The 20525-nt window shown below is 72.3% G+C and carries 14 protein-coding genes and 1 pseudogene; 6 read left to right on the forward strand and 9 right to left on the reverse strand.

The window, feature by feature from the left end:
- Positions 1–31: 31 nt before the first annotated feature.
- Positions 32–856, reverse strand: a complete 825-nt coding sequence (locus AB0H86_RS36560) for a helix-turn-helix transcriptional regulator (RefSeq protein WP_362449169.1) — start codon at positions 854–856, stop codon at positions 32–34.
- A gap of 365 nt (positions 857–1221) precedes the next feature.
- On the opposite strand from AB0H86_RS36560, the gene AB0H86_RS36565 reads away from it, so the two are divergent.
- Complete coding sequence (locus AB0H86_RS36565) at positions 1222–1695, forward strand: ATP-binding protein (RefSeq protein ID WP_362449053.1); 474 nt, start codon at positions 1222–1224, stop codon at positions 1693–1695.
- Between the two features lie 92 nt (positions 1696–1787).
- Here AB0H86_RS36565 and AB0H86_RS36570 read toward each other — a convergent pair whose 3' ends face one another.
- Entirely contained in the window at positions 1788–2054 is a 267-nt protein-coding gene (locus AB0H86_RS36570; RefSeq protein ID WP_362449055.1) for a DUF397 domain-containing protein, read from the reverse strand.
- A 429-nt stretch (positions 2055–2483) separates the two neighbouring features.
- Here AB0H86_RS36570 and AB0H86_RS36575 point away from each other — a divergent pair, with 429 nt between their 5' ends.
- Positions 2484–2999 (forward strand): hypothetical protein, encoded by a 516-nt coding sequence (locus AB0H86_RS36575; RefSeq protein WP_362449057.1) that lies wholly within the window; start codon positions 2484–2486, stop codon positions 2997–2999.
- A gap of 100 nt (positions 3000–3099) precedes the next feature.
- Complete coding sequence (locus AB0H86_RS36580; RefSeq protein ID WP_362449059.1) at positions 3100–3630, forward strand: DUF4232 domain-containing protein; 531 nt, start codon at positions 3100–3102, stop codon at positions 3628–3630.
- A gap of 21 nt (positions 3631–3651) precedes the next feature.
- On the opposite strand, the gene AB0H86_RS36585 is transcribed toward AB0H86_RS36580, so the two are convergent.
- Positions 3652–4851, reverse strand: coding sequence for a DUF2786 domain-containing protein (locus AB0H86_RS36585; RefSeq protein WP_362449061.1), 1200 nt, complete (start codon positions 4849–4851; stop codon positions 3652–3654).
- A 79-nt stretch (positions 4852–4930) separates the two neighbouring features.
- Here AB0H86_RS36585 and AB0H86_RS36590 point away from each other — a divergent pair, with 79 nt between their 5' ends.
- Together AB0H86_RS36590 and AB0H86_RS36595 are read left to right on the forward strand one after the other, a co-directional pair.
- Positions 4931–5713, forward strand: coding sequence for a Clp protease N-terminal domain-containing protein (locus AB0H86_RS36590; protein WP_362449063.1), 783 nt, complete (start codon positions 4931–4933; stop codon positions 5711–5713).
- 34 nt (positions 5714–5747) lie between these two features.
- Entirely contained in the window at positions 5748–7433 is a 1686-nt protein-coding gene (locus AB0H86_RS36595) for a bifunctional 3'-5' exonuclease/DNA polymerase (RefSeq protein WP_362449065.1), read from the forward strand.
- A 57-nt stretch (positions 7434–7490) separates the two neighbouring features.
- Here the strand turns inward: AB0H86_RS36595 and AB0H86_RS36600 are convergent.
- Positions 7491–9581 (reverse strand): annotated as a pseudogene (locus AB0H86_RS36600) (BTAD domain-containing putative transcriptional regulator); the annotation flags it as partial.
- 290 nt (positions 9582–9871) lie between these two features.
- Entirely contained in the window at positions 9872–10765 is an 894-nt protein-coding gene (locus AB0H86_RS36605) for a glycosyltransferase (protein ID WP_362449067.1), read from the reverse strand.
- A 322-nt stretch (positions 10766–11087) separates the two neighbouring features.
- Here AB0H86_RS36605 and AB0H86_RS36610 point away from each other — a divergent pair, with 322 nt between their 5' ends.
- The gene (locus AB0H86_RS36610; RefSeq protein WP_362449069.1) at positions 11088–12305 is read left to right on the forward strand and encodes a transposase; all 1218 of its coding nucleotides are present in this window, start codon (positions 11088–11090) and stop codon (positions 12303–12305) included.
- A gap of 181 nt (positions 12306–12486) precedes the next feature.
- On the opposite strand, the gene AB0H86_RS36615 is transcribed toward AB0H86_RS36610, so the two are convergent.
- The 4 genes from AB0H86_RS36615 to AB0H86_RS36630 all read right to left on the reverse strand — a co-directional run bounded on the left by AB0H86_RS36615 (position 12487) and on the right by AB0H86_RS36630 (position 20233).
- A complete protein-coding gene (locus AB0H86_RS36615) occupies positions 12487–12684 on the reverse strand; it encodes a hypothetical protein (protein ID WP_362449071.1) in 198 nt (65 codons plus the stop codon).
- 109 nt (positions 12685–12793) lie between these two features.
- Complete coding sequence (locus AB0H86_RS36620; protein ID WP_362449073.1) at positions 12794–14293, reverse strand: hypothetical protein; 1500 nt, start codon at positions 14291–14293, stop codon at positions 12794–12796.
- On the reverse strand, positions 14290–16086 hold the full coding sequence (locus tag AB0H86_RS36625) for a hypothetical protein (RefSeq protein ID WP_362449075.1): 1797 nt from the start codon (positions 16084–16086) through the stop codon (positions 14290–14292). The genes AB0H86_RS36620 and AB0H86_RS36625 overlap by 4 nt, the downstream gene beginning before the upstream one ends.
- A gap of 1 nt (position 16087) precedes the next feature.
- On the reverse strand, positions 16088–20233 hold the full coding sequence (locus AB0H86_RS36630; RefSeq protein WP_362449077.1) for an ATP-binding protein: 4146 nt from the start codon (positions 20231–20233) through the stop codon (positions 16088–16090).
- Between the last annotated feature and the right edge of the window lie 292 nt (positions 20234–20525).

Genomic DNA, 20525 nt, shown 5'->3' on the forward strand with positions numbered 1-20525 from the left:
GGGGACAGAGCGCAAACTTCTGGGGATAACCCTAGGAAAGCTGGAGGAGGCCGCGGAGAAGGTCCCGGCTCTCGTCCGGACCGGGGCTGTCCTGCTGGAGTTCCTTCAGCGCCTTCTCGTACAGGGCCACGTCCTCGTGCTTGTCCAGGTACAGCGCGCTGGTGAGCTGCTCCAGGTAGACGACGTCCGAGAGGTCGGACTCCGGGAAGGACAGGATGGTGAACGCGCCGCTCTCACCGGAGTGGCCGCCGAAGCCGAACGGCATGATCTGCAGCCGTACGTTGGGGCGTTCGGAGATCTCGATCAGGTGCTGGAACTGGCCGCGCATCACCTCGCGGTCGCCGTAGGGGCGGCGCAGGACGGCCTCGTCGAGGATGACGTGGAACTCGGGGGCGCCGTCTTCCAGGAGGTACTTCTGCCGCTCCAGGCGCAGCGACACGCGCCGCTCGACGTCCTCCTTGCTCGCGCCCTTCATGCCGCGCCGCACGACCGCGCGGGCGTACGCCTCGGTCTGCACCAGGCCGTGCACGAACTGCACCTCGTACGCGCGGATCAGGGACGCCGCGCCCTCCAGGCCGACATAGGTGGGGAACCAGCTCGGCAGGACGTCCGAGTAACTGTGCCACCAGCCCGCGACGTTGGCCTCCTTGGCGAGGGAGAGCAGCGAGGTGCGCTCCGCCTCGTCCGTGATGCCGTACAGCGTCAGCAGGTCCTCGACATCCCGTGTCTTGAAGCTCACCCGGCCCAGTTCCATCCGGCTGATCTTCGACTCGGAGGCGCGGATGGAATATCCCGCCGCCTCGCGCGTGATGCCGCGTGCCTCACGCAGCCGCCTGAGTTGCGAGCCGAGCAGCATCCGCCGCACCACCGATCCGGGCTCTCCCGCGCTCACGTTCGCCAGCCTCCCCAACCGTCTTCAGGTGCCGCAGTCTGCCACTAAAACACTCCGAGCAGTACTCGTCCGATTACAGAGAAGGAAAGAAGCCGAAGTTTCCGCGCAGACGTCGGACAGGTTCTGGGAAGAGAGAGACAGGAGAGACGAAGAAGATGGCGGAAAAAATGGCCAACAAGCGGTACAGGAGAGCCCAATTCGGTCGCGTGCACGTGCATCTGCACCTTGCATCTGCACCGCTCATCCGAAACCATGGTCCCGCGCCACCGCTGCATCGCAACGACCGCGAATTCCCGGGAGTGCCTCGCATGGGAACGAATGGATCGACCATGCTCAAGCCATTACGGCAGGGCCTTCCGCCGCTGGATCCCGCGGCTGTGTCCGACGCCGCCTCCTGCGCCCTGCCCGCCCGCTACGAAGCGGTGCGCGAGGCGCGGCGGTTCACCCGCGTGACACTGGACCAGTGGGACCTGGACGAGCGCTTCGACGACGTGTGCCTGGTCGTCTCCGAGCTTGTCACCAACGCCCTGCGGCACGCACTGCCGGCCAACATCCCCCGCACGCTTGAGCAGAGTCCGCCCGTGCGGCTGCACCTGATGCGGTGGACCGAGCGGCTGGTGTGCGCGGTGCGCGATCCCAGCCAGGAGAGCCCGGCCGCGAGCGACACCGACGACTTCTCGGCGGAGTCCGGCCGCGGCCTGTTCCTCGTCGACTCCTTCAGCGACAGCTGGGGCTGGCACCCGCTCGCGAACACGCTGGGCGGCAAGGTCGTGTGGGCGCTGTTCCGGTTGCCCGCCGAATAAAACCCGGCAGCACTTTTTGACGTGCGAGTTCTACGCGCGTTACGGGGCGTCAGGCACCGCTCGCCCTCAGTCGCCGGCGCGCGGGGCGGAGATCAGCCCGCTGTCAGGTGGTCGAACTCGCCGTCCTTGATGCCCAGCAGCATCGCCTCGATCTCGGCGCGGGTGTAGACCAGCGCCGGGCCGTCGGGAAAGCGCGAGTTGCGGACGGCCACGTCCCCGCCGGGCAGGCGGGCGAACTCCACGCAGGAACCCTGCGAGTTGCTGTGCCGGCTCTTCTGCCAGGCCACCCGCAGATGGGCGGCGGCCATACCGTTGTACACGCCGGACGCGTCGGCAACGTCGTACACGTCGTGGTCCACAGGTCGCTCCCCGGTGGTGCACTGGCTGGTGAGGCCATTGATGCAATGGTCAACTGACCCGGATCATAGCTCTGTTCATGTGCAGACGCATGAGCAGATGCATCTGCAGATGCACGTGCACGCGGGGTGTTCCCGTGGTTACAGCTTCGGTGCTCGTTTCGCCGACACCGTGTGCGCTCGGCCCTGCCCGGCCGCAGGAAGAGTCCTGCCCCTAGGAAGAGACGCTCGGCACAGCGTTCGTGTTCCACCGGCGGGCAGATGGTCCGGAATTGGACCACCTCCCCGAGGCCGGTCGCGAAGAACGAGAAGCGGCAGGAGGCCGTCGCCCGGTACACCGAGCGGGACCAGGTGGACGGCCCAGGGTGTCCTGGTAGCTTGCCGGGGTCCTCCCGGCCGGCCGGGCCGACCGCTACAGCTTGGGAGCTTCCAGTGACTTGGTCGACTTGGGACACACGCCGACGGATGCGGGTCGCGGCCACGGCCGCCGGCCTCGTGGGCGCCCTCGCACTGACCGCGTGCGGCGGCGGCGACGGCGGCTCCGACGAGCCCTCCGCCGACTCCGGTACGTCCGCCTCCGCGAGCGCGGACACCGGCGGCGGGAGCGGGTCCGGCGGATCCACGAGCACGTCGGGCGGGTTCCAGGGGAGCTGGCTCGCCACCACCGACGGCAAGGCCGTGGCGCTGGTGATCACCGGCGACCAGGCCGCGCTGTTCACCACCGGCGGGACCGTGTGCAGCGGCGCCGCGAGTGAGGCGTCGGGCGCCCGGACGATCCGTCTCACCTGCACGGACGGCAACAAGGACCGAGCCTCGGGCGTGGTCGACTCGGTGACCGGCGAGACGCTGAAGGTGACCTGGAAGAGCGGTCTCGGCGTGGAGGAGTACACCCGGTCGGAGGGCGGAACGCTGCCGTCCGGGCTGCCGACGGCGAGCAAGGGGGCGTAGACCGGGCCGGGGGCGGGACCGTCGCGCCCCCTTGGTACGTGACGATCCCCACGTACGGGATGATCCTCGCGTACCGCCGTCTCGCCCCAGAGGACCCCACATGCGCGCCATTCCCCTCGCCGCCACCGCCCTCACCGCGGCCCTCCTGCTCACCGCCTGCGACAGCGGCGGGGGCGACGACAGCGGCAGCAGCTCCGGCAAGGCCGGGGGCGGCTGCGAGATCGGTCGACTGGGCGTGGAGGTCGGTCCGGCGAACGCCGCGCCGGCCGCCGGGGACACGGGCAACATCCCCGTCTCGCTCACCAACCAGAGCGCGCCGTGCGCCCTGGACGGCTCCCCCGGGCTCGCCCTCAAGGCGGGCGACACCGTCGCGACCGTCCCCGCGGCGAGCGGTGCCAAGCCCGAGAAGCTGACCCTCGCCAAGGGCGAGAGCGCGACCTTCACCCTCACCTACGTACGGGGAGCCACGGCCGGAGCGAAGAGCCTCGCCGCGAAGACCCTGGAGGTCAGCCTGCCCGGGGATGCCGACACCACGAAGAGCTTCCCGTGGTCGTACGGCGCGGTCGAGCTGAAGGGCGGCGGCGGAGCGCCGGACGCCTCGGTGGGGCCGTTCACCCGGGCGGGTGACTGAGCCGGCACGCGCGCGTGGGCGTCACTCCAGTGGCCGTCGGGATCTGACCTGGGCGCGGTCGGCGGCCTGGGCGCCCTCCGTCCAGCCCGCCTCGTCGCTCACCCCGCGCAGTCGGGTCGAGCTCGTCCGCGGGAACATGCGGTCCAGGCGGTCGGTGACCGCGACCTCGCGGGAGGCGAGGACCGGGAGCAGGTCCTCGCTCACCGGGGTGGCGGCGGCCTCGCGCAGGCGGATGCCGACGCGGTGCGCGTAGGCGGCGAGGAACGACTGCCGGAAGGTCTTGGTGCGCTTGCGGCCGCCCGCGCGCTGGGCCGCCTCCGCCTTCGTCATCGCGGACCGGGCCTGCACCAGCAGCGAGGCGTGGAGGAGTTCGACCGCCTCCAGGTCCGATTCGAAACCGACGACGGTGGAGAAGCCGAAGGGTTCGTTCCACACGGCCCGGCAGTGGTTCGCGGCGGCGACCGCGTCCAACAGCACCGCCTTCGCCTGCTCGTACGGCGGCTCGACCCCGATACGGCAGGCGCCGGGCACGTCGGCGGCGCGGGCCCCGTCCCGGTCCGCGAGGAGCGCCTCGTCGACACTGTGCCGGGCCATCAGCTGCTGCGCCCTTTCGCTGAGCGCCTCCGCCTCCGCCGGGAAGTCGGTCGCCTCCGCCTTGGCGAGGAGCCCGCGGATGCGCGTGAGCATGCGGGACTCGATGCCGGGCCGCGACCCGGTGCCCTGGCGCGGCCCTGAGCCCTGGCGCGGCCCTTCGAGAGGTTCCAGCGCGGGCAGCCGCAGGAGAAGGCGGTACAGCTCCAGTACGGCGGTGGCGTGCGCGAAGCGGTCCGGGCGGGGCGGGGCGTCTTTGGTGTCGGTGTCCGCGAGCCGGGCGAGCCGGGCGAGTTGGGCGGTCCAGCGTCGGCCGCGCGGGCGGTCGTTCGGGGACTGGTCGTGGATCAGCCCGGCCGCCAGGCGTATGTGGACGTCGTCCAGCTCACGGCCCACGATCCGCACGACGTCCGCGGGCTGCCAGCCGCGCCGCCAGGCGGCCGCCACGAACTCCTCGCCCCGCCGGGCCAGTTCGGTGTCCGCCGCGGGGTCGGCCGCGAGGAGGGAGGCGCCGGTGTCGAGGGCGGTGTCGGAATCGGCGTACAGGGCGGCCCGGAAGGCGCGTTCGACGGTACCGGCCGTGGCGGCGGAGTCGTCGGCACCGCGGTCCGTGTTGTTCGTGCTGCTCACTCGGCGATCGTCTCATTTCCCGGAACCGAGGCGTCAACCCGAGGTTGACGACCAGCAGGCGTCAACCTACGGTTGACACATGACGACGAATCCGAACACCACGTCATCCGTACGCCTCGACGACCTCATCTCGGCCATCAAGCAGGTCCACGCCGAGCCCCTCGAACAGCTCCAGGACGCGGTGATCGCCGCTGATCACCTCGGGGAGGTGGCCGACCATCTGATCGGGCACTTCGTGGACCAGGCCCGGCGTTCGGGTGCCTCCTGGACGGACATCGGCAGGAGCATGGGCGTCACCCGGCAGGCCGCGCAGAAGCGGTTCGTGCCGAAGGAGTCGGCCGACCTCGACCCCAGCCAGGGCTTCGGGCGGTTCACTCTGCGCGCTCGCAACGTGGTGATGTCCGCCCACAACGAGGCCATCGCCGCCCGCAACGCCGAGGGCCGCCCCGAGCACCTGGTCCTCGGCCTGCTGGCCGAACCGGAGGGCCTGGCCGCCAAGGCGATCACCGCGCAGGGTGTCCTCCTGGACGCCGTACGCCAGGCCGCCACCGCCGTGCTGCCGCCCGCCGCCGAGGAGGTGCCGGAACTCGTCCCCTACGGTTCCGACGCCAAGAAGGTCCTGGAGCTCACCTTCCGCGAGGCCCTGCGTCTGGGGCACAACTACGTCGGCACCGAGCACATCCTGCTCGCCCTGCTGGAGTTCGAGAACGGCGAGGGCGTCCTGTCGGGCCTCGGCATCACCAAGCCGGCGACGGAGGAGAACGTCACCGCGGCCCTCGAAAAGACCAAGGTCACGTTCGGGGAGCAGAGCGAAGAGGGGAGCGAAGAGGGGAGCGAGGGACAGGGCGACGAGCGGAGCTGAGGCCGTTGTCAGACCCTGCTGCCACACTCGCACCATGACCGACCGCTGGGCTCTCGCTCCGGCCGAGGACGGTGGCGTGGAGTTCGCCCCCCTCGGTCCCGGTGGGGTGCTCGCCGGGCCGGTGCGGCGGGCGACGGACGCCGCCGAGGCCGTACGCGGCCTGCCGGAGGTCACGCGCTGGGTGTGGCGGTCGACGGCCGAGACGTATCCGCGCCTGCTCGCCACGGGGGTGCGAGTGGAGCGGTGCTACGACGTGGAGGACGCGGAGACACTCCTCCTCGGTCACGAGGGTCGCTACGGCGAACCCCGGTCGGCGGCCGCCGCCTTGGCCCGGCTGCGCGGCGGCCCGGTACCGTCCGATCCGCCGCAGCGGTCCGCGGAACCGGGCTCGCAGTCACCGCTGTTCGAGCCGCAGGCCGCGCATGTGCCGCTCACCGACCTCGTCGAGGTGTACGCCGACCAGCAGCGGCGGCACAACTCCACCGCGCACCCCGACCGCATGCGGCTGCTGACCGCCGCCGAGTCCGCGGGCATGCTCGTGGCGGCCGAGATGAACCGGTCCGGACTGCCCTGGAGCGCCGACGTGCACCGCGCGGTGCTGCACGAACTGCTCGGCGAGCGGTACCCGGGCGGGGGCGAGCCCCGGCGCCTGGCCGAGCTCGCCGACGAGGTGTCCGCCGCCTTCGGCCGCCGGGTCCGTCCCGACCTGCCCGCCGATGTCGTCAAGGCGTTCACCCGGGCCGGGATCAAGATCAAGTCCACCCGGCGCTGGGAGATCGAGTCGGTCGACCACCCCGCCGTGAAACCGCTGATCGAGTACAAGAAGCTGTACCGCATCTGGGTCGCCCACGGCTGGTCCTGGCTCCAGGACTGGGTGCGGGACGGCCGGTTCCGGCCCGAGTTCCAGGCCGGCGGGACGGTCACGGGCCGCTGGGTGACCAACGGCGGTGGCGCCCTGCAGATCCCCAAGGTGATCCGGCGCGCCGTGATCGCCGACCCCGGCTGGCGGCTCGTCGTCGCCGACGCCAGCCAGATGGAGCCGCGGGTACTGGCCGCCATCTCCCGCGACCCCGGCCTGATGGAGGTCGCCGGCCGCGAGAGCGACCTCTACCAGTCCGTCTCCGAGCGCGCCTTCTCCGGCGACCGCGCCCAGGCCAAGCTCGCCGTGCTCGGCGCGGTCTACGGACAGACCTCCGGCGACGGCCTCAAGAACCTCGCCGCGCTCAGACGCCGCTTCCCGCGCGCGGTGGCCTACGTCGACGACGCGGCACGGGCCGGCGAGGAGGGGCGGCTCGTGCGTACCTGGCTGGGGCGGACCTGTCCGCCGGCGGCCGGGGCGACCGAGGACTCGGCGGAGGAGGCGGGCATCCCCCTCGCCGAGGACGACTCCGAGGACCGCCAGTGGGCGCCCGGCTACGCCTCCACCAACGCCCGCGCCCGCGGCCGGTTCGCGCGCAACTTCGTCGTCCAGGGCAGCGCCGCCGACTGGTCCCTGCTGCTGCTCGCCGCGCTGCGCCGCACCTGCGCGGGCATGGCGGCGGACCTGGTCTTCTTCCAGCACGACGAGGTCATCGTGCACTGCCCGAAGGAGGAGGCGGAGACGATCGTGGCGGCGATCCGGGAGGCGGCGGACCTGGCGGGCCGGCTGACATTCGGCGAAACGCCGGTTCGGTTTCCGTTCAGCACGGCGGTGGTGGAGTGCTATGCGGACGCGAAGTGATCAGCGTGTTCCCGAGGGCTCGTCCCCGTCTTCGTCCCCGTACTCGTCCCCGTCGTCGGCGAGTTCGCGGGCGAAGTCGCGGACCAGGTCGTGGGGGGCGTAGCGGCCGTACGCCGTCTCCTCCAGGAGGGCCACGTCGACGAGGCGGTCGAGGGCGGCCTCGGCGCGCTGCTCGTCGGTGCCGAGGAGGCGGGCGAGGAGCGGGGTGCCGTAGGCGGGGAGGTCCAGGGCGCCGATGCGGGACAGGGCGAGGGCCGCGTCACGGTCGGCCCGCCGGTCGGAGGCGGCGAGCGCGTCGTGGGCGACGGCCAGGGAGCGACGGACGCTCAGGTCGTCGTACTCCAGGTGATGCAACCGTCCTTGCGTGGCGGCGAGTTGACCGACGAGCACGTCGGGGGTGAGGGCGCGGCGCGCGGCCAGGCGGGCGGCGACGATACGGAGGGCCAGCGGGAGGCGGCCGGTGAGTTCGACGAGGGAGTGGGGGGCGTTCAGGGCGTCGCGGCCGGAGGCCGCTCGTAGGAGGGCCGCGCTGTCCTCCGCGCTCAGCGGGGTGAGCGGGAAGCGGTGGGCGCCGCCGTCGAGGGCGGTGAGCGGCGAGCGGCTGGTGACGATCACCGCGCACCCGGCACCGGCGGGCAGCAGCGGCCGTACCTGTGCGGCGCTCGCGGCGCCGTCCAGCACCATCAGCGTGCGGGTCGGCGCGAGCAGCGACCGCAGCAACGCGGCGGCCGCGTCCGGGTGTTCGGGGACGGCTCGGGGATCGACGCCGAGGTCGCGGAGCAGGGCGGTGAGGGCCTGGGCCGACGTGAGGGGGGTCATGCCGGGGGTGGCGCCGTGCAGATTGGCGTAGAGCTGACCGTCGGGGAAACGTTCCCGCAGCTCATGCGCGACGTGAAGGGCGAGTGCGCTCTTGCCGACGCCCGCCATACCGCTGATCACGGCGACGGCCCCGGTGGGGGTGGGGTGGGAGCCGGGAGTGAGGGCTCGGCGCACGTCGTCGAGCTCGGTGGCGCGGCCGGTGAAATGGGCCGGTGGCGGGGGGAGTTGGGCGGGGCGGGGCGAGGGCTGGGGGTGGTCTTCGCGCGTAGCGTTTGATCGGGGGGCGGGGTGTGGGGGGTTGCGGTCGGCGGGGGTGTGCGGGGCTCCGTCGCCGGTACGGCAGTGGGTGTCGTCGCCGGGGCCGCCGCGGGTGTCGTCGAGTTCGACGCGAGTGTGCGTGGGGGCGTCGTCCTCGTCCGCCGAGGTCGGTCCCCTGTCCTCACTCGCGTCAGCCGGGTCGCCCACGCCATCCGCATCACCCGCACCCGCATCACCCGCATCGGCAGCCGTCACCGCACCCCGGAGGACCTCGACGTGCGCATCGCCCACCGACGGGCCCGGTTCGATGCCGAGTTCCTCGATGAGGCGGGTGCGCAGGTCGCGGTGGACGGCGAGGGCTTCGGCCTGGCGGCCGGTGCGGTGCAGGGTGAGCATCAGCTGGCGGTGGTAGGCCTCCCGCAGCGGATGTTCGAGGGTGAGTGCCGCCAACTCCGGTACCAGCGCGTCGAGTCGGGTGCCGCCGAGGGCGAGTTCGGCGTCGTAGCGCCACTCCAGGAGCAGCAGCCGCGCCTCCCGCAGGCGCTGCGCGAAGGCGTACCCGCCCAGTTCCGCGGGCAGTCCGCTCAGCGGCCCGCCCCGCCACAGCGCGAGCGCCGCCGCGCACTCGCGCACGACCCGCTCCCAGTTCCTGGCGGCGTACGCGCCCCGGGCGGCGGCGATGTGCCGTTCGAAGACATGGACGTCCAGCTCTCCCTGCTCGACCCGCAGCAGATAGCCGGGCGGCACCGCGCGCAGCCGCCCCGGCTCGTCGAGCAGTCGGCGCAGCCGGGTGACGTGGTTGTGCAGCGAGGCCTGTGCCGACGCGGGCGGGGCGTCGCCCCACAGCGCGTCCTTGAGCGACTCGACGGACACGACCCGGCCGGCTTCGAGCAACAGCGCGGCGAGCAGGACCCGCACCTTGGGACTCCGGATCGCCCGGACGTCGGTGTCACCACCCCGGTCCACCCCGTCGCCGATGTCACCGACGCCGCCGACGCCGTCCTGGTCGTCGTACAGGACAGGTGGCCCCAGCAGGCCGAACCGCAGTCCGTACTGCAGCCCGCACCCCATCACGCCCCACTGCCTTCCCGCACGCCGCGCCCGCCCGCGCTCCAGGGCGGAGCCTCCGGCTGGAAACGGCGAACCGTTGGCCATATGTTAGCGATCCGTTGGTGTGGCCTGATGTGATCACTGCATCGGAGCCGGCCCGACGGTGCGCGCGTACGACGCGCAACTCGGGGGAGTGTCGCCGTCACGGCCGGGTTCGAGGACGTGAGCGGGTCCCGGTCGTCGGAGGTGAGCGACCGGGATCCGCGTCCGTGCGCGGCGCGGCCGACCGGGCGTGTCCCGACGAGTTGGTGTCAGATCACCGGAGGCCGGCCCAGCCGGGTCAGCCTCCACACCGTTCCCCAGCGCATCGGCCGCCGCTCACCCGCGGGTTCCCGCAGCCCCTCGACGAAGCCGCCGAACCAGGCGCGCAGCCCGGCCGTCGACCGCACCCGCAACAGGGTGAGCAGGGTCCACACGCCCAGGTGCACGGGGATGAGCGCCAGCGGAAGCCGGCGGCGGACCAGCCAGACCCGGTTGCGGGCGTTCACCCTGTAGTAGATGGCGTGCCGGGCGGGCGAGGTCTTCGGGTGCTGGAGCAGCAGCTCGGGCGCGTACAGGATCCGCCAGCCGTGGTCGGCGGCCCGCCAGGCCAGGTCGGTCTCCTCGTGGGCGAAGAAGAACGCGGCAGGCCAGTCGCCGATCTGGTCGAGCATCGCCATGCGGAAGGCGTGCCCGCCGCCGAGGAACCCAGTGACGTACCCGCCCCGCAGGGGGTCGGAGGAGCCGACCCGGGGCACGTGCCGCTGCTGGGTCTCCCCGTGCTCGTCGGCGATGCGGAAGCCGACGATGCCAAGACGCGGGTCGGCCGTGAACAACTCCCCCACGTGACGCAGCACATCGGGGTCGACGAGCAGGCCGTCGTCGTCGAGCTCGACGACCACGTCGACGTCCCCGAACTCCCGGAGCCGGGCGAGCGCCACGTTCCGTCCGCCGGGGCAGCCGAGGTTCTCCTCGACATCGATGGCTGTGACCTCGCCGGGCAGCGAGAGCCGCTGGGCGAACTCGGGCAGCCGGCAGCCGTTGCCGACGATCACGATCCGCGCGGGAGCGAGGTCCTGCTTGGCCACGGACTCCAACAGCGCGTCGACCTCCGCCGGCCGGTTCCCCATGGTCACCACGGCTACGGCGACTCTCGGCTCCGCCACGTCCTCACCTCATCCCACCCGAACCAATCGCGCCCGCGATGCTAGCCGTTCACCTGGTTGTTGCGAGGAGGCCCCGGCGTTCACGCCGGGGAGGAATCGCATCCGGGTGTCGCGACGCGGAGCGTCGCCGTATCCGGTTCGGGGCGCGGAGCGCCCGTACCGCTGTCGGCACCACCGAGGTGATGCGAACGCGTGTGCCTGTGATCGCTGGTCCCGGTGGTAGCCGTGGGATTGGGGTGTGTTTGTGCTGCTGTCGAACGTACGGTCCTTCGGAGGGTTCGGGACGGCGCAGTGTCCCGGCCAGGGACCGTGAGGGGGCGAGATGGCACACGTGGGGATGGCTGCGGAGGGCGGGCATGCCCGGCACACCTTCCGGCTGCGCGTGTCGTCCACCGCCCGCACCGCCCTGGCGGCGGAGTGGGACCGATGCCGGTGGCTGTGGAACGAATGCGTCGCCAAGTCCAGGGCCGTACACCTGCACAACAAGGCGACCGGCCAGAAGGCCACGTGCGGTCCGGCGCAGCTCGACAGGATGCTGACCGGAGCCCGCGCCGGTACGCCGTGGCTGCGTGAGGGCTCATCGGTTGTCCAACAGCAGGTCATCCGAGATTTCGGCCGCTCCCGCGCCAAGGCGCACAACGACATCCGCGAACGCCCGGTGCAGCAGCGGGCGGGGATGCCGAAGTGGAAGACCAAGCGCGAGGCGCTGCCGACCCTCAACTACACGCAGCGCGGGTTCCGGTTGAAGGACGGCCGGCTGCACCTGGCCGGGGACATCGTCGTGACGGTGGTGTGGTCGCGGGAACTGCCGGCTGAGCCGTCCTCGGTGCGCGTGTACCAGGACAGCCTCGGGCACTGGTACGCCTCGTTCGTCGTGCCCGCCGAGGTACAGCCGCTGCCGCAGACCGGTCGCGTACTGGGTGTCGACTGGGGTGTGAAGGTAACCGCGACCACCACACCCGACGCGCACGACCTGCCGCACGCCGGGCACGGGCAGAAGGCCCGGGCAAAGCTGACCCGGTACGACCGGATGATGGCCCGCCGCAAGCCGAAGAAGGCCCAGCGAGAGTCGAAGGGCTACCGGGAAGCGAAGAAACTGAGGGCGAAGGCGCATAAAAAGGTGGCGAGGCAGCGTGCGGACGCCGGCCGTAAGTGGGCCAAAAAGGTGGTCCGCGACCACGACGCCATCGCTGTCGAGGATTTCCGCCCGAAGTTCCTTGCCAAGTCCACCATGGCCCGCAAGGCCGCTGACGCCGCCATCGGCGCCACCAAGGCCGCCCTGATCGAGATGGGCCGCAAGCACGGGCGGGACATCCGCCTCGTACACCCCGCGCACACCACGATGGACTGCGCGCACTGCGATGCGAGAGCCAAGCATCGCCTGCCGCTGGGTGAGCGCACCTACACCTGCACCGCGTGCGGAACCGTGTCCCCACGGGACAAGAACTCCGCACGCGTGATGCTCGTCCGGGCTGGTCTCAACCCGGCTGGTGCCGATGGCGGAAGACCTCCTGGAGCGCTGCTCCAGGAGGCTGCCTGAGCCAGGAATCCCCTCCCCTTCAGGGAGGGGAGGATTCAAGGTAAGGACTTTCTGAGCGCCTGTGTGTCCACGGGCCGGGCCGGACGTTGGTGTGCGGCCACATCGCCGCGGACATGGCGACGGGGCCGCCGCCGACTGTCGTCGGCCGCGGCCCCGTCCGTTCTTCTCGTCGTGCCGGTTTCTATCGGCGGCGGGAACCCCCGCCCCGCAGCACCCGCGCGATCTCCGCGATCTCCTTCAGCAGGCGCGGGGGCAGCTTGTGCCCGTTCGCGATCACGGTGGTCACCACCCGCACGATGAGCACCGTGGCCGTCGCCACGATGAGGAGTCCTACGAGGGTGACGACCACCCCTGCTGCCACGATCAGCTCCGTCGACATCCTGCCGCCTCCGCTCGGTCCCGCGCCGTCCAGCGCTCTCGTGCTGAACTCGCGTTCCCAAGCGCGTTTTTGGGAGCGGGAGGCTACGGTGAACTGGCGAACTGGCTGATCAGCGTCCGAAGTTGCGGCGCAGTCGCCCCCATTCCGCCAGTGTCGGCCGCCATTCGGCAGCATGCAGGCGCGGCTGCGTCGGAGCGGAAGGGGCGGAAGGGGCGGAAGGGCCGGCGTCCTCGCCCCGCAGCCGGTCGGCGAAGGCGCGGGCGGCGGCGGCCAGGGGCCGCATCCGCACGCTCAGGGGGTCCTCGGGCGAGCGGGGGTGCAACGAGGTGTCCGCGTCGACCAGTTGCGCCCAGTCCCGAAGGCCGCGGGCCTCCTGGCGGGCGAGGAACTCGCGCAGCTCGAAGAGGTAGCGCACGGCCTGCCGTTCGGTCTTGGCCCGTTCGGCGGCCTGTCCGAGGCGGGCCGGGCCCGCGTGGTCCGGATGGAAGACGTCCACCGTCAGCTCGTCGGTGGCATCGCCGTCCGACAGCCCGCTGAGCGTGACGCTGCCGAGCCATTCGGTCCGTGTCGCCCCGCGTTCGGCCCTGAGACCGCCGACCGCCACGGGGAGCGGACTGTGCGGAACGTAGACCCTGAAGGCCAGTCGCTGGTGGGCGGGCACGTCGGAGGCGGCCTCGGCTCGCACCGAGAGGACCGGACGGCCGTGCTCCTCCCGCTGGACGCGCCACCAGATGTTTCCCTCGCCGCCGCTGAGCAGCCCGGGCGGCACCTGGGCCCAGTCGGTGTCCGCGCGCCGCCAGCCGACCCGGCCCGGGCTGCCGAGGACCGCGTGGGCGGGTCGCAGCAGCCGCCGCAACTGGGCGTCGAGATCCGCGCCGAGATCGTACGGCCGACGGTCTCTGCCCCGGGCCCGGGCGGCCAGTTCCCGCAGCTGCCCGTGGAGGGAGTGGCCGCCGAGCAGGTCGTCGGCGTGCTCCAGCGCCTCGGCGATGAGTTCGACGACCCATTCCTCCCCGGGCAACGGCCGGTCGCGCAGCACGGCGTGGGCGATCTGGACCAGCCGTGGAGCACTGTGGGCCAGGTGCTCGCGGGCGGTGTCGCAGGCGTCCTCGACGACATCGTCGAGGTCCATCAGCAGCACCGACGCCTCGATGTCGAGCAGGTCGGCGTCGAGCGGGCGCGGGGACCACCGGGACAGCCACAGCAGCGTGGCGAGGCGGGCGGCGGCGAGGTGGGCGGGGCCGGGCACGTACGGGGCGGTCCGGCGGGCGAGGACGTGGTCGGCCGGCGCGTCGGGCGGGACGAGGGCGCGGCCCGCCGCGGCCAGGGCGTCCGTGGCGGCCTGGGTCGTGTCGTCGCCCAGGGTCAGCGGCAGGATCGCGCCCGCGTGGTCGGGGCCGTCCAGTTCGGCGTAGGGCGGCTGGTCGGGGGCGAAGGGGTCGAACACGAGCAGGCCGCTGAGTGCGGGCAGCGGGGCGCTGAAGGGCGCGGGTGCCGGTGGGGCGCCGATACGCAGGGTGCCCACGGTGTCGACGGTGATCTCCGCTGACGGGTGGTGCCCGTCGAGCCGCCGTGCGAAGGCGGTCGTCGGGGGGTTGACGTTCGTCATCGTGCCCCTCCCGGGCTGTGGAGTGTGCGGAACCGGACTACGAACTGACGTGCCTGATCGAAGGAGATGACGGGCGGCGCGGCCGCGGTGCCGTACTGGCCCCGGTAGCCGTCGTAGAGCGACTGCCAGGTGCCGGCCGCCCACTCGTGGTGCCGTGGGTCGACAAGGCGTTCGAGGTAGAGGTGGGCCGACCGGTCCCGCAGTCCCCGCTGTTCCAGGCCGTGCGCCAGCGCCTCGGCGACGGTGGCCCAGGGTTCGTCCGCTACGGCCGTGACGGCGTCCTCCACCGGCTGGGCGCGGTCGGCGACCAGGTCGAGGTCGGCGTCGCCGGCGATGGCGGGGCCCAGTCGGGGACTCTTGCCGTCGAGGACCGCTTTGATGAGGGAGGCGAGCTTCAGGAGGAACGTCCGGGCGGCGCCCATGACCAGGGTGTTCCACAGGTCTTCCGGCTCCACGCGGCCGCCGGTCAGCTCCTGTCGGTGCAGTACGCCCCACAGCGCGACGCCGAAACCATGCGCGGGGTCCGCCAGCGCATCCCGCACCGGAGCGTGCTGGCCCTCGCCGAGCCGCAGGGTCGCGACCACGAAGTCGCGGCGCCAGGCCTGCCGGGACAGTTGCTGGAGACGAAGCGGCACTGCCCCGTTCGACGCCGTCCTGCTCCACTTGGACGCCGTGTGCGGGACGAGCGCGCCCGCGCACACCGATCCCAGGCACAGGATCGCGCGCAGGACGTCGTCCTGGATGCCGAGTGGGTGGCAGGAACGGACGGCCTCCTCGTACGCGATCTGACGTGCCGTGCGGTGGGTGACGTGCGGATGCTTCTGCAACTGGCCGAGTGAGGGGTGCAGACGTTCTCGCAGCGAGCGGTCCAGCGGGAGCACCAGCGGAAGCACGCCCTCCCGCGCCCCCTCGTCCTCGGCCGAAGCCGAGTCGTCCGAGGTCGAGTTGTCCTTCTTGGACTGCCAACCCGCTTCCACCGGGCGTGGTGCGGGCGGCTCCGCGTGCCGGGACAGACCGAGTTCGTCGGCGTGTCCGAGGTACGTCCGCCACGGCCGCGACTTGGCGTAGGCGTCCCAGAGTTTGCCCAACTCGGCGCTCTTGTCCGGCTCGTCGAGCAGGGCCTGGACCAGGCCCTGGGGCGAGGGCGAGCGCGAGGGAGCCTCCGCCACCGGCGCGTCGGTAATGGGGGCCCACGACTCGTCGATGATCGCCTGTAACCGGGCGACGGCCACGGGGTCCAGGCACAGCGCCTTGAGGGCTGCCGGGGTCGGCGGCGGCTCGTCGGGGTCGCCGTGCAGGACGGTCGCCATGAGGGCGTCGCAGACGGCCTCGGTGACGTGACGGCCGTAGCGGGCGCTGGCGTCCCAGGCCAGCGGGTAGGTCCGTTCCCCGAGCGGGGCGAACTGGGAGCCGGCGTCCTTGCCGGTGCGCAGCCGCTGATGCGCCGCACGCAGCCCCTGGTACCAGTCGCCGGCCGTGTCGAGCCGTTCGGCCTGGGACAGGACGGCCTCCTCGACGGCGTCGGCCTGGTCGGCGGTGAGCAGCCCGCTTCCCGCCGAGGTGACGACGGGAGCGAGGTCCTTCCTGACCTCCAGGACGGTCAGACGCAACAGGCTCTGCCACAGCCGCCTGGTCACCCGTTCGCACGGCGAGGTACTGCCCGGCTTCTCGGCCAGCTTTCTGCGGGTGGCGAGGGGCAGCATCAGCCAGGCCCGCCTCGCCGCTTCCTTGGCCGATTCGCCGTGCCCGGCTCGTTCGTCTCGCCTCGCCGAGTCGCCGCGGTCTGCGCTCATCTCATGCCTCCTGTGGTGCCTCGGTCGCGGCGGCGCTCAGTCCTCGCAGCGCCCGCAGCGCCGTACGGACCTCCGCGAGGTAGCGGGTCGGGGTGAAGGTCTGGTGCAGCGCTCCCTCGACGCGGGCCGGGTCGCCGCCGACGGTCTCGACGTGGACGTCGTACGGCAGGCCGAGCCGGTGCAGGGCGGTGAAGTGCTGGTTGGGGGCGTAGATCGGGGTGGTGACGATCAACAGCCGGGCGCCGCTGGGCAGTTGTTCGAGGTACTCGGCGAAGAAGGCGTATGTGTCACCGGTGTGCGCGCGCCGGGTTTCCGGTTCCGAGGACGGGGCCGCGGCCACCCGGACGGCGAGCCCGTCAGCGCGCCGGTAGTGGTGTACGCCCCAGGTGCCGCCGATGTCGTCGTGCTTCTCGCCCTCGACGTGCTCCGGGGTCTGAAGGCCGAAGGCGAGGCGGGTCCCGAGGTCGAGGGCCTCGTACTCCTCCGTCAGATGGGGGTGACCGATCTTCCCGGCGAGCAGGAACTCGTCCTCGCCCGGGTTCGTCTCCGACTTCTTGAAGCGACGGTGGGCGCCCAGCGCCACCACACTCTCGGTGTGCACCGTGCCGCTGCCGAGGAGTTCGGCGGCGAAGGCGGGCCGGTTGAAGCAGGCGCGTACGAGGCCGCCGAGCATGAGGACGTGGTCGTAGTCGCGGTGCCGCGGGGGCGGGCAACCGTGCAGGCCAAGTGCCCCGGTGGCGGCCAGAACGATGTCCCGTACCTGGGACGTCATGTCCAGCTCGAAGCCGTCGTTGCGCTCCTGGCCCTCGGGGCGGTCCTCCCAGCGGCCGCTGAAGGCGTGCAGGCGGGTCACGCGCTCGGTGAGCGGCACGGACGGGTCGAGGAGGAACTTGTCGTCACCGTCGAAGGCGGTGACCAGGGTGCGCATGGCCTCGGAGCCGATCCACGCCTCGATGCCGGCGGTGACGTTGTGGACGGTGGGCAGCGGAACGGGCGGGAAGGACGGCAGCGAAGACGGCGTGGAGGAGGACGGCATGGGGGTGGCCTTTTCTGTGAGCTGGTGGGATGCCGCTTCGGTGAGCGGATGGGGGGCCGCATCGGTGAGCGGGCGGGGTGCCACTTCGGTGAGCGGGCGGGAGGCCGCTTCGGTGAGCGGGCGGGAGGCCGCTTCGGTGAGCGGGCGGGAGGCCGCTTCGGTGAGCGGGCGGGAGGCCGCCGGCAGCAGGGCCCCGGCGTCGCGTTCCGTGCGGTACTGGCCGAACAGGGTGTCGGACCGGTCGGATGCCCGACCGGTCACGGCGGCCCGCAGGTCCAGGCGCGCCAGGGCGATCTTCGCGGCCAGCGCGGCGGACTTGACGGTGTTGGGCCCGTCCGCCCGGCCCTCGACCTCCTGGCGCAGCCGCATGGCGTCATGTGCGTGGTCGGCCGCTTGGCGCAGCCAGTCGGAGCGCTGCTGGGTGGAGGCGGGCAGCAGCATGGCCCGGTAGTAGAGGACGATGGCGAAGCCGTTGATGCAGGTGACGACTTCTTCCAGGTGGCGGGTGCGGTAGCGGGCCTCGCGGATGGCGAGGACCTCGGCGTAGACCTTCCAGGCCTCGTCGAGACACCTGGAGCGCTGTTGCGGCTCGCTGGCCTTCGCCAGTTCGATCTCCAGGCCGGCCAGGTTGAACCGGCTGCGGTCGACGTCGGGACTGTCCGTGGACGCGCCGATGATGTCCAGCCGCTGCCGTGCGCTGGCGAGCAGGATCTCCTTGGCCTGCTGGAGCAGGCTCCGCCTGCGCCCGGTGTCCTGGTGCTGGAGCGCCCGCCTGCGCAGGAGCAGCCCGTACAGGGCCTCGGCCCGGGCCGAGGTGAGCAGGAAGGCCTCGCGCAGGGCCGGGTCGGCCGGCGGGTCGGCGCACAGCCGGCGGCAGTACACCATCCAGTCCATCGCCTCTTCGAGCTGCTCGGCGGTCGAGTCCCTGGTACGGAACACCGCGCGGGCCTTGCCACGCAGGCAGTTGACGACGATCAGCCGGAGCGCCGGGGGCCCCGGCCGCTCGTGCGCCGACGTCCACTCCCCCATCCGGTCGAGGACCGCGTCGTAGAGACCGGCGGCCATGGTGTGGTCATGCCGCTCCACCAGCCCGCCCAGGGCGTGCAGGGCCCGGGTGTCGTCGCGGGCGCGCAGCAGCTCGGCCATCACGTCCACGTCCTCGCGGCTGAGCGCGAGGGCGTGGGGGACGGCTACGGCGTCGGGGGCGGGCGCGGCGTCGGGGTCGGCCGTGGCCAGGGCTTGCTGGGCCGGGGGTGGGGTCGAGGTCGGGGTCGGGTCCGCGTTCAGACGCTGGTCCGGGTTCGGGTCCGCGTTCGGGTCCGGGTCCGGATTCATGGCCGGGCCCGGCTTCGTGTCCGGCGGTCGTTGCCCGTCCGCGCGCAGGATGCGCCGGCCCACGGTGTCGAGGCGGGCGAACAGGTCCTCGACGACCGCCTTGGCGACCTGGCCCGCGGTCTGCGGACCGCGTTGCCGTACGTCCACACGGACGGCGTCCCTGAACAGTCCGTGCAGGGTGATCCGCCCGTCCCGCAGGTCCACCAGGCCCAGTCGGTGCAGGCGTTCCGCGGCCCGCCGGGTGGTCCCGCCCCCGGGACGCCCGGCACCGTCGCTCTCCATCAGGGCGGCGGCGACGCCCCGGACCAGGTCTGCGTCCAGGTCCACCGACGGCAGCCAGGCCAGCGCCTGGGCCACGTACCAGGCGGCTCGCCCCTCGGCGCCGCCGGCCTCCTCGACCGCCCGCTGGACCGCGGTCCAGAACGCGGTCGGGGCGTGGTCCACGCACCCCCGTGTCCACCAGTCCGTGCCGGTCTCCTCCCGGAACCTGCGGCTGGCGGCGACCAGGAGGGGGCGGCCGGCCAGCAGCGCGCTCGGAGCGTCGGCGTCCAGTTGCTCGGTGACGTCCTGGTCCGACAGCGCGGACAGTTCCACGCACTGCATGCCGGCGCGCTGGGCCCAGGCCGGGTCGGTCGTGGTGATCAGCAGCAACTGGCCCTTGTCGGCGGAGGGTTCGGGCCAGGCACGCAGTTCCTCCGGTGACACCTGCACGTTGTCCAGGACCACCACCCACGACCCGGGCGCCTCCCGCAGCCGGGCCAGCGCCAGTTGCGCGTGGTCGCCGGTCGTGACGGCCTCGGCGGCGGCCGGGTCGACGCCCGTCTCGGCGATCTCCGCCCGGCCCAGGGAGGTTTCCAGCACCCGCGGGTCGTGCGCGTCGAGGAACCAGCCCGAGCCGTACTGCGCACGGGCGGCGATCTCGTGGGCCAGCATCGACTTGCCGCTCCCGGGCTCGCCCAGCAGCACGACGGTGCCGACGGCCCCGGTCAGTTTGTCCATGACGTCCGCGCGGCCGGCGTAGGACACGAACGGCGGCCGGGAGGGCAACCGGCGGCTGATGACCGGGCGTTCACCGACGGGCACCGGCGCGAACGGGGGCCACCCGTCCGCCTGCAACGCCACCACGTCGATCAGCACACAGTCCCGGTAGTCGTCGCTCAGCAGTTGCGACCGCCCCTCGGCACACGCCTCGGCGAAGCCTCCCCCGCGGTGGTTTCCCTCCGTCCGGCAGGCGACCGTGACGTCCACCGCGACGGCGTTCCGCAGCAGGGCCGCCCCCACCGGGGCGCGCTTGTACACGTGCCGCGGCAGGGTCGGCGCGTCCATGCAGAGCACGGGCGGGTCGACACCGTCGCGTCCGGTGCCGGCCCCGAGGTCGACGAGCAGCACCGCGTGCTCGTCCCCGGCCCTCTTGAGGATCGCGAGGTAGGGGCGCAGTCCGGCGTGCAGGCACATGGAGGCGAAGAGCAGGCTGATGTCCAGGCAGGTCGCGCAACCGCGGTCGACAAGACCGGAGTCGCGCACGATCTGCTCCGGCCCCGCGTGCCAGGGCTGCACCTCGTAGAAGACGCGCCGGGCGCGCAGCGCCTCGTACAGGTTGCCCAGCAGGTCGCGCGGGTTCCGGTTGCGCTGCTCGAACGTGTCCTGGAACCAGAGCCTGAGCCGGATCAGTTCCGCGATCTCGGCGTTCGCGTACTGAGCGAGTCCCGGGTAGCCGTGTTCGTCCAGCGACCACGGCCCCCACTGCGGCCCACTCCTCGACTCCGTGTCGTCCACAAGGTGTCCTTCCTCGCGTCCTCGTCCCCGGCACCCTGATATCCCGCTCCCAAAAAAGCGGCGTGCGGCTCGCGGCCCCTGATGCTTCAGGTCCCGGTTCGGGTGGTCCGGGGCAGCGGGTGACGGGCCGACGGCTGCCGTCTCCGCCGGGTCGGACGACGGGCGCGTTGTCCCTACGACAGTGTCTTCCCGGTGGCGCTGAAGCAGATCCAGGACCCGCGTTCACATCACCTCGACGATGCCGACAGTGGTACGGGCGCTCCGGATACGGCAGGAGACGGAGGCAAGGGAG

This window comes from Streptomyces sp. NPDC050997, assembly GCF_040660135.1.
Classification (GTDB): Bacteria; Actinomycetota; Actinomycetes; order Streptomycetales; family Streptomycetaceae; genus Streptomyces.

Excerpts from the sequence above, each read along its gene's own strand:
- AB0H86_RS36620 (WP_362449073.1), bottom strand. The coding sequence starts at position 14,293 with ATGACGAACGTCAACCCCCCGACGACCGCCTTCGCACGGCGGCTCGAC.
- AB0H86_RS36580 (WP_362449059.1), top strand. The coding sequence starts at position 3,100 with ATGCGCGCCATTCCCCTCGCCGCCACCGCCCTCACCGCGGCCCTCCTG.
- AB0H86_RS36595 (WP_362449065.1), top strand. The coding sequence starts at position 5,748 with ATGACCGACCGCTGGGCTCTCGCTCCGGCCGAGGACGGTGGCGTGGAG.
- AB0H86_RS36560 (WP_362449169.1), bottom strand. The coding sequence starts at position 856 with ATGCTGCTCGGCTCGCAACTCAGGCGGCTGCGTGAGGCACGCGGCATC.
- AB0H86_RS36590 (WP_362449063.1), top strand. The coding sequence starts at position 4,931 with ATGACGACGAATCCGAACACCACGTCATCCGTACGCCTCGACGACCTC.
- AB0H86_RS36565 (WP_362449053.1), top strand. The coding sequence starts at position 1,222 with ATGCTCAAGCCATTACGGCAGGGCCTTCCGCCGCTGGATCCCGCGGCT.
- AB0H86_RS36610 (WP_362449069.1), top strand. The coding sequence starts at position 11,088 with ATGGCACACGTGGGGATGGCTGCGGAGGGCGGGCATGCCCGGCACACC.
- AB0H86_RS36625 (WP_362449075.1), bottom strand. The coding sequence starts at position 16,086 with ATGAGCGCAGACCGCGGCGACTCGGCGAGGCGAGACGAACGAGCCGGG.
- AB0H86_RS36615 (WP_362449071.1), bottom strand. The coding sequence starts at position 12,684 with ATGTCGACGGAGCTGATCGTGGCAGCAGGGGTGGTCGTCACCCTCGTA.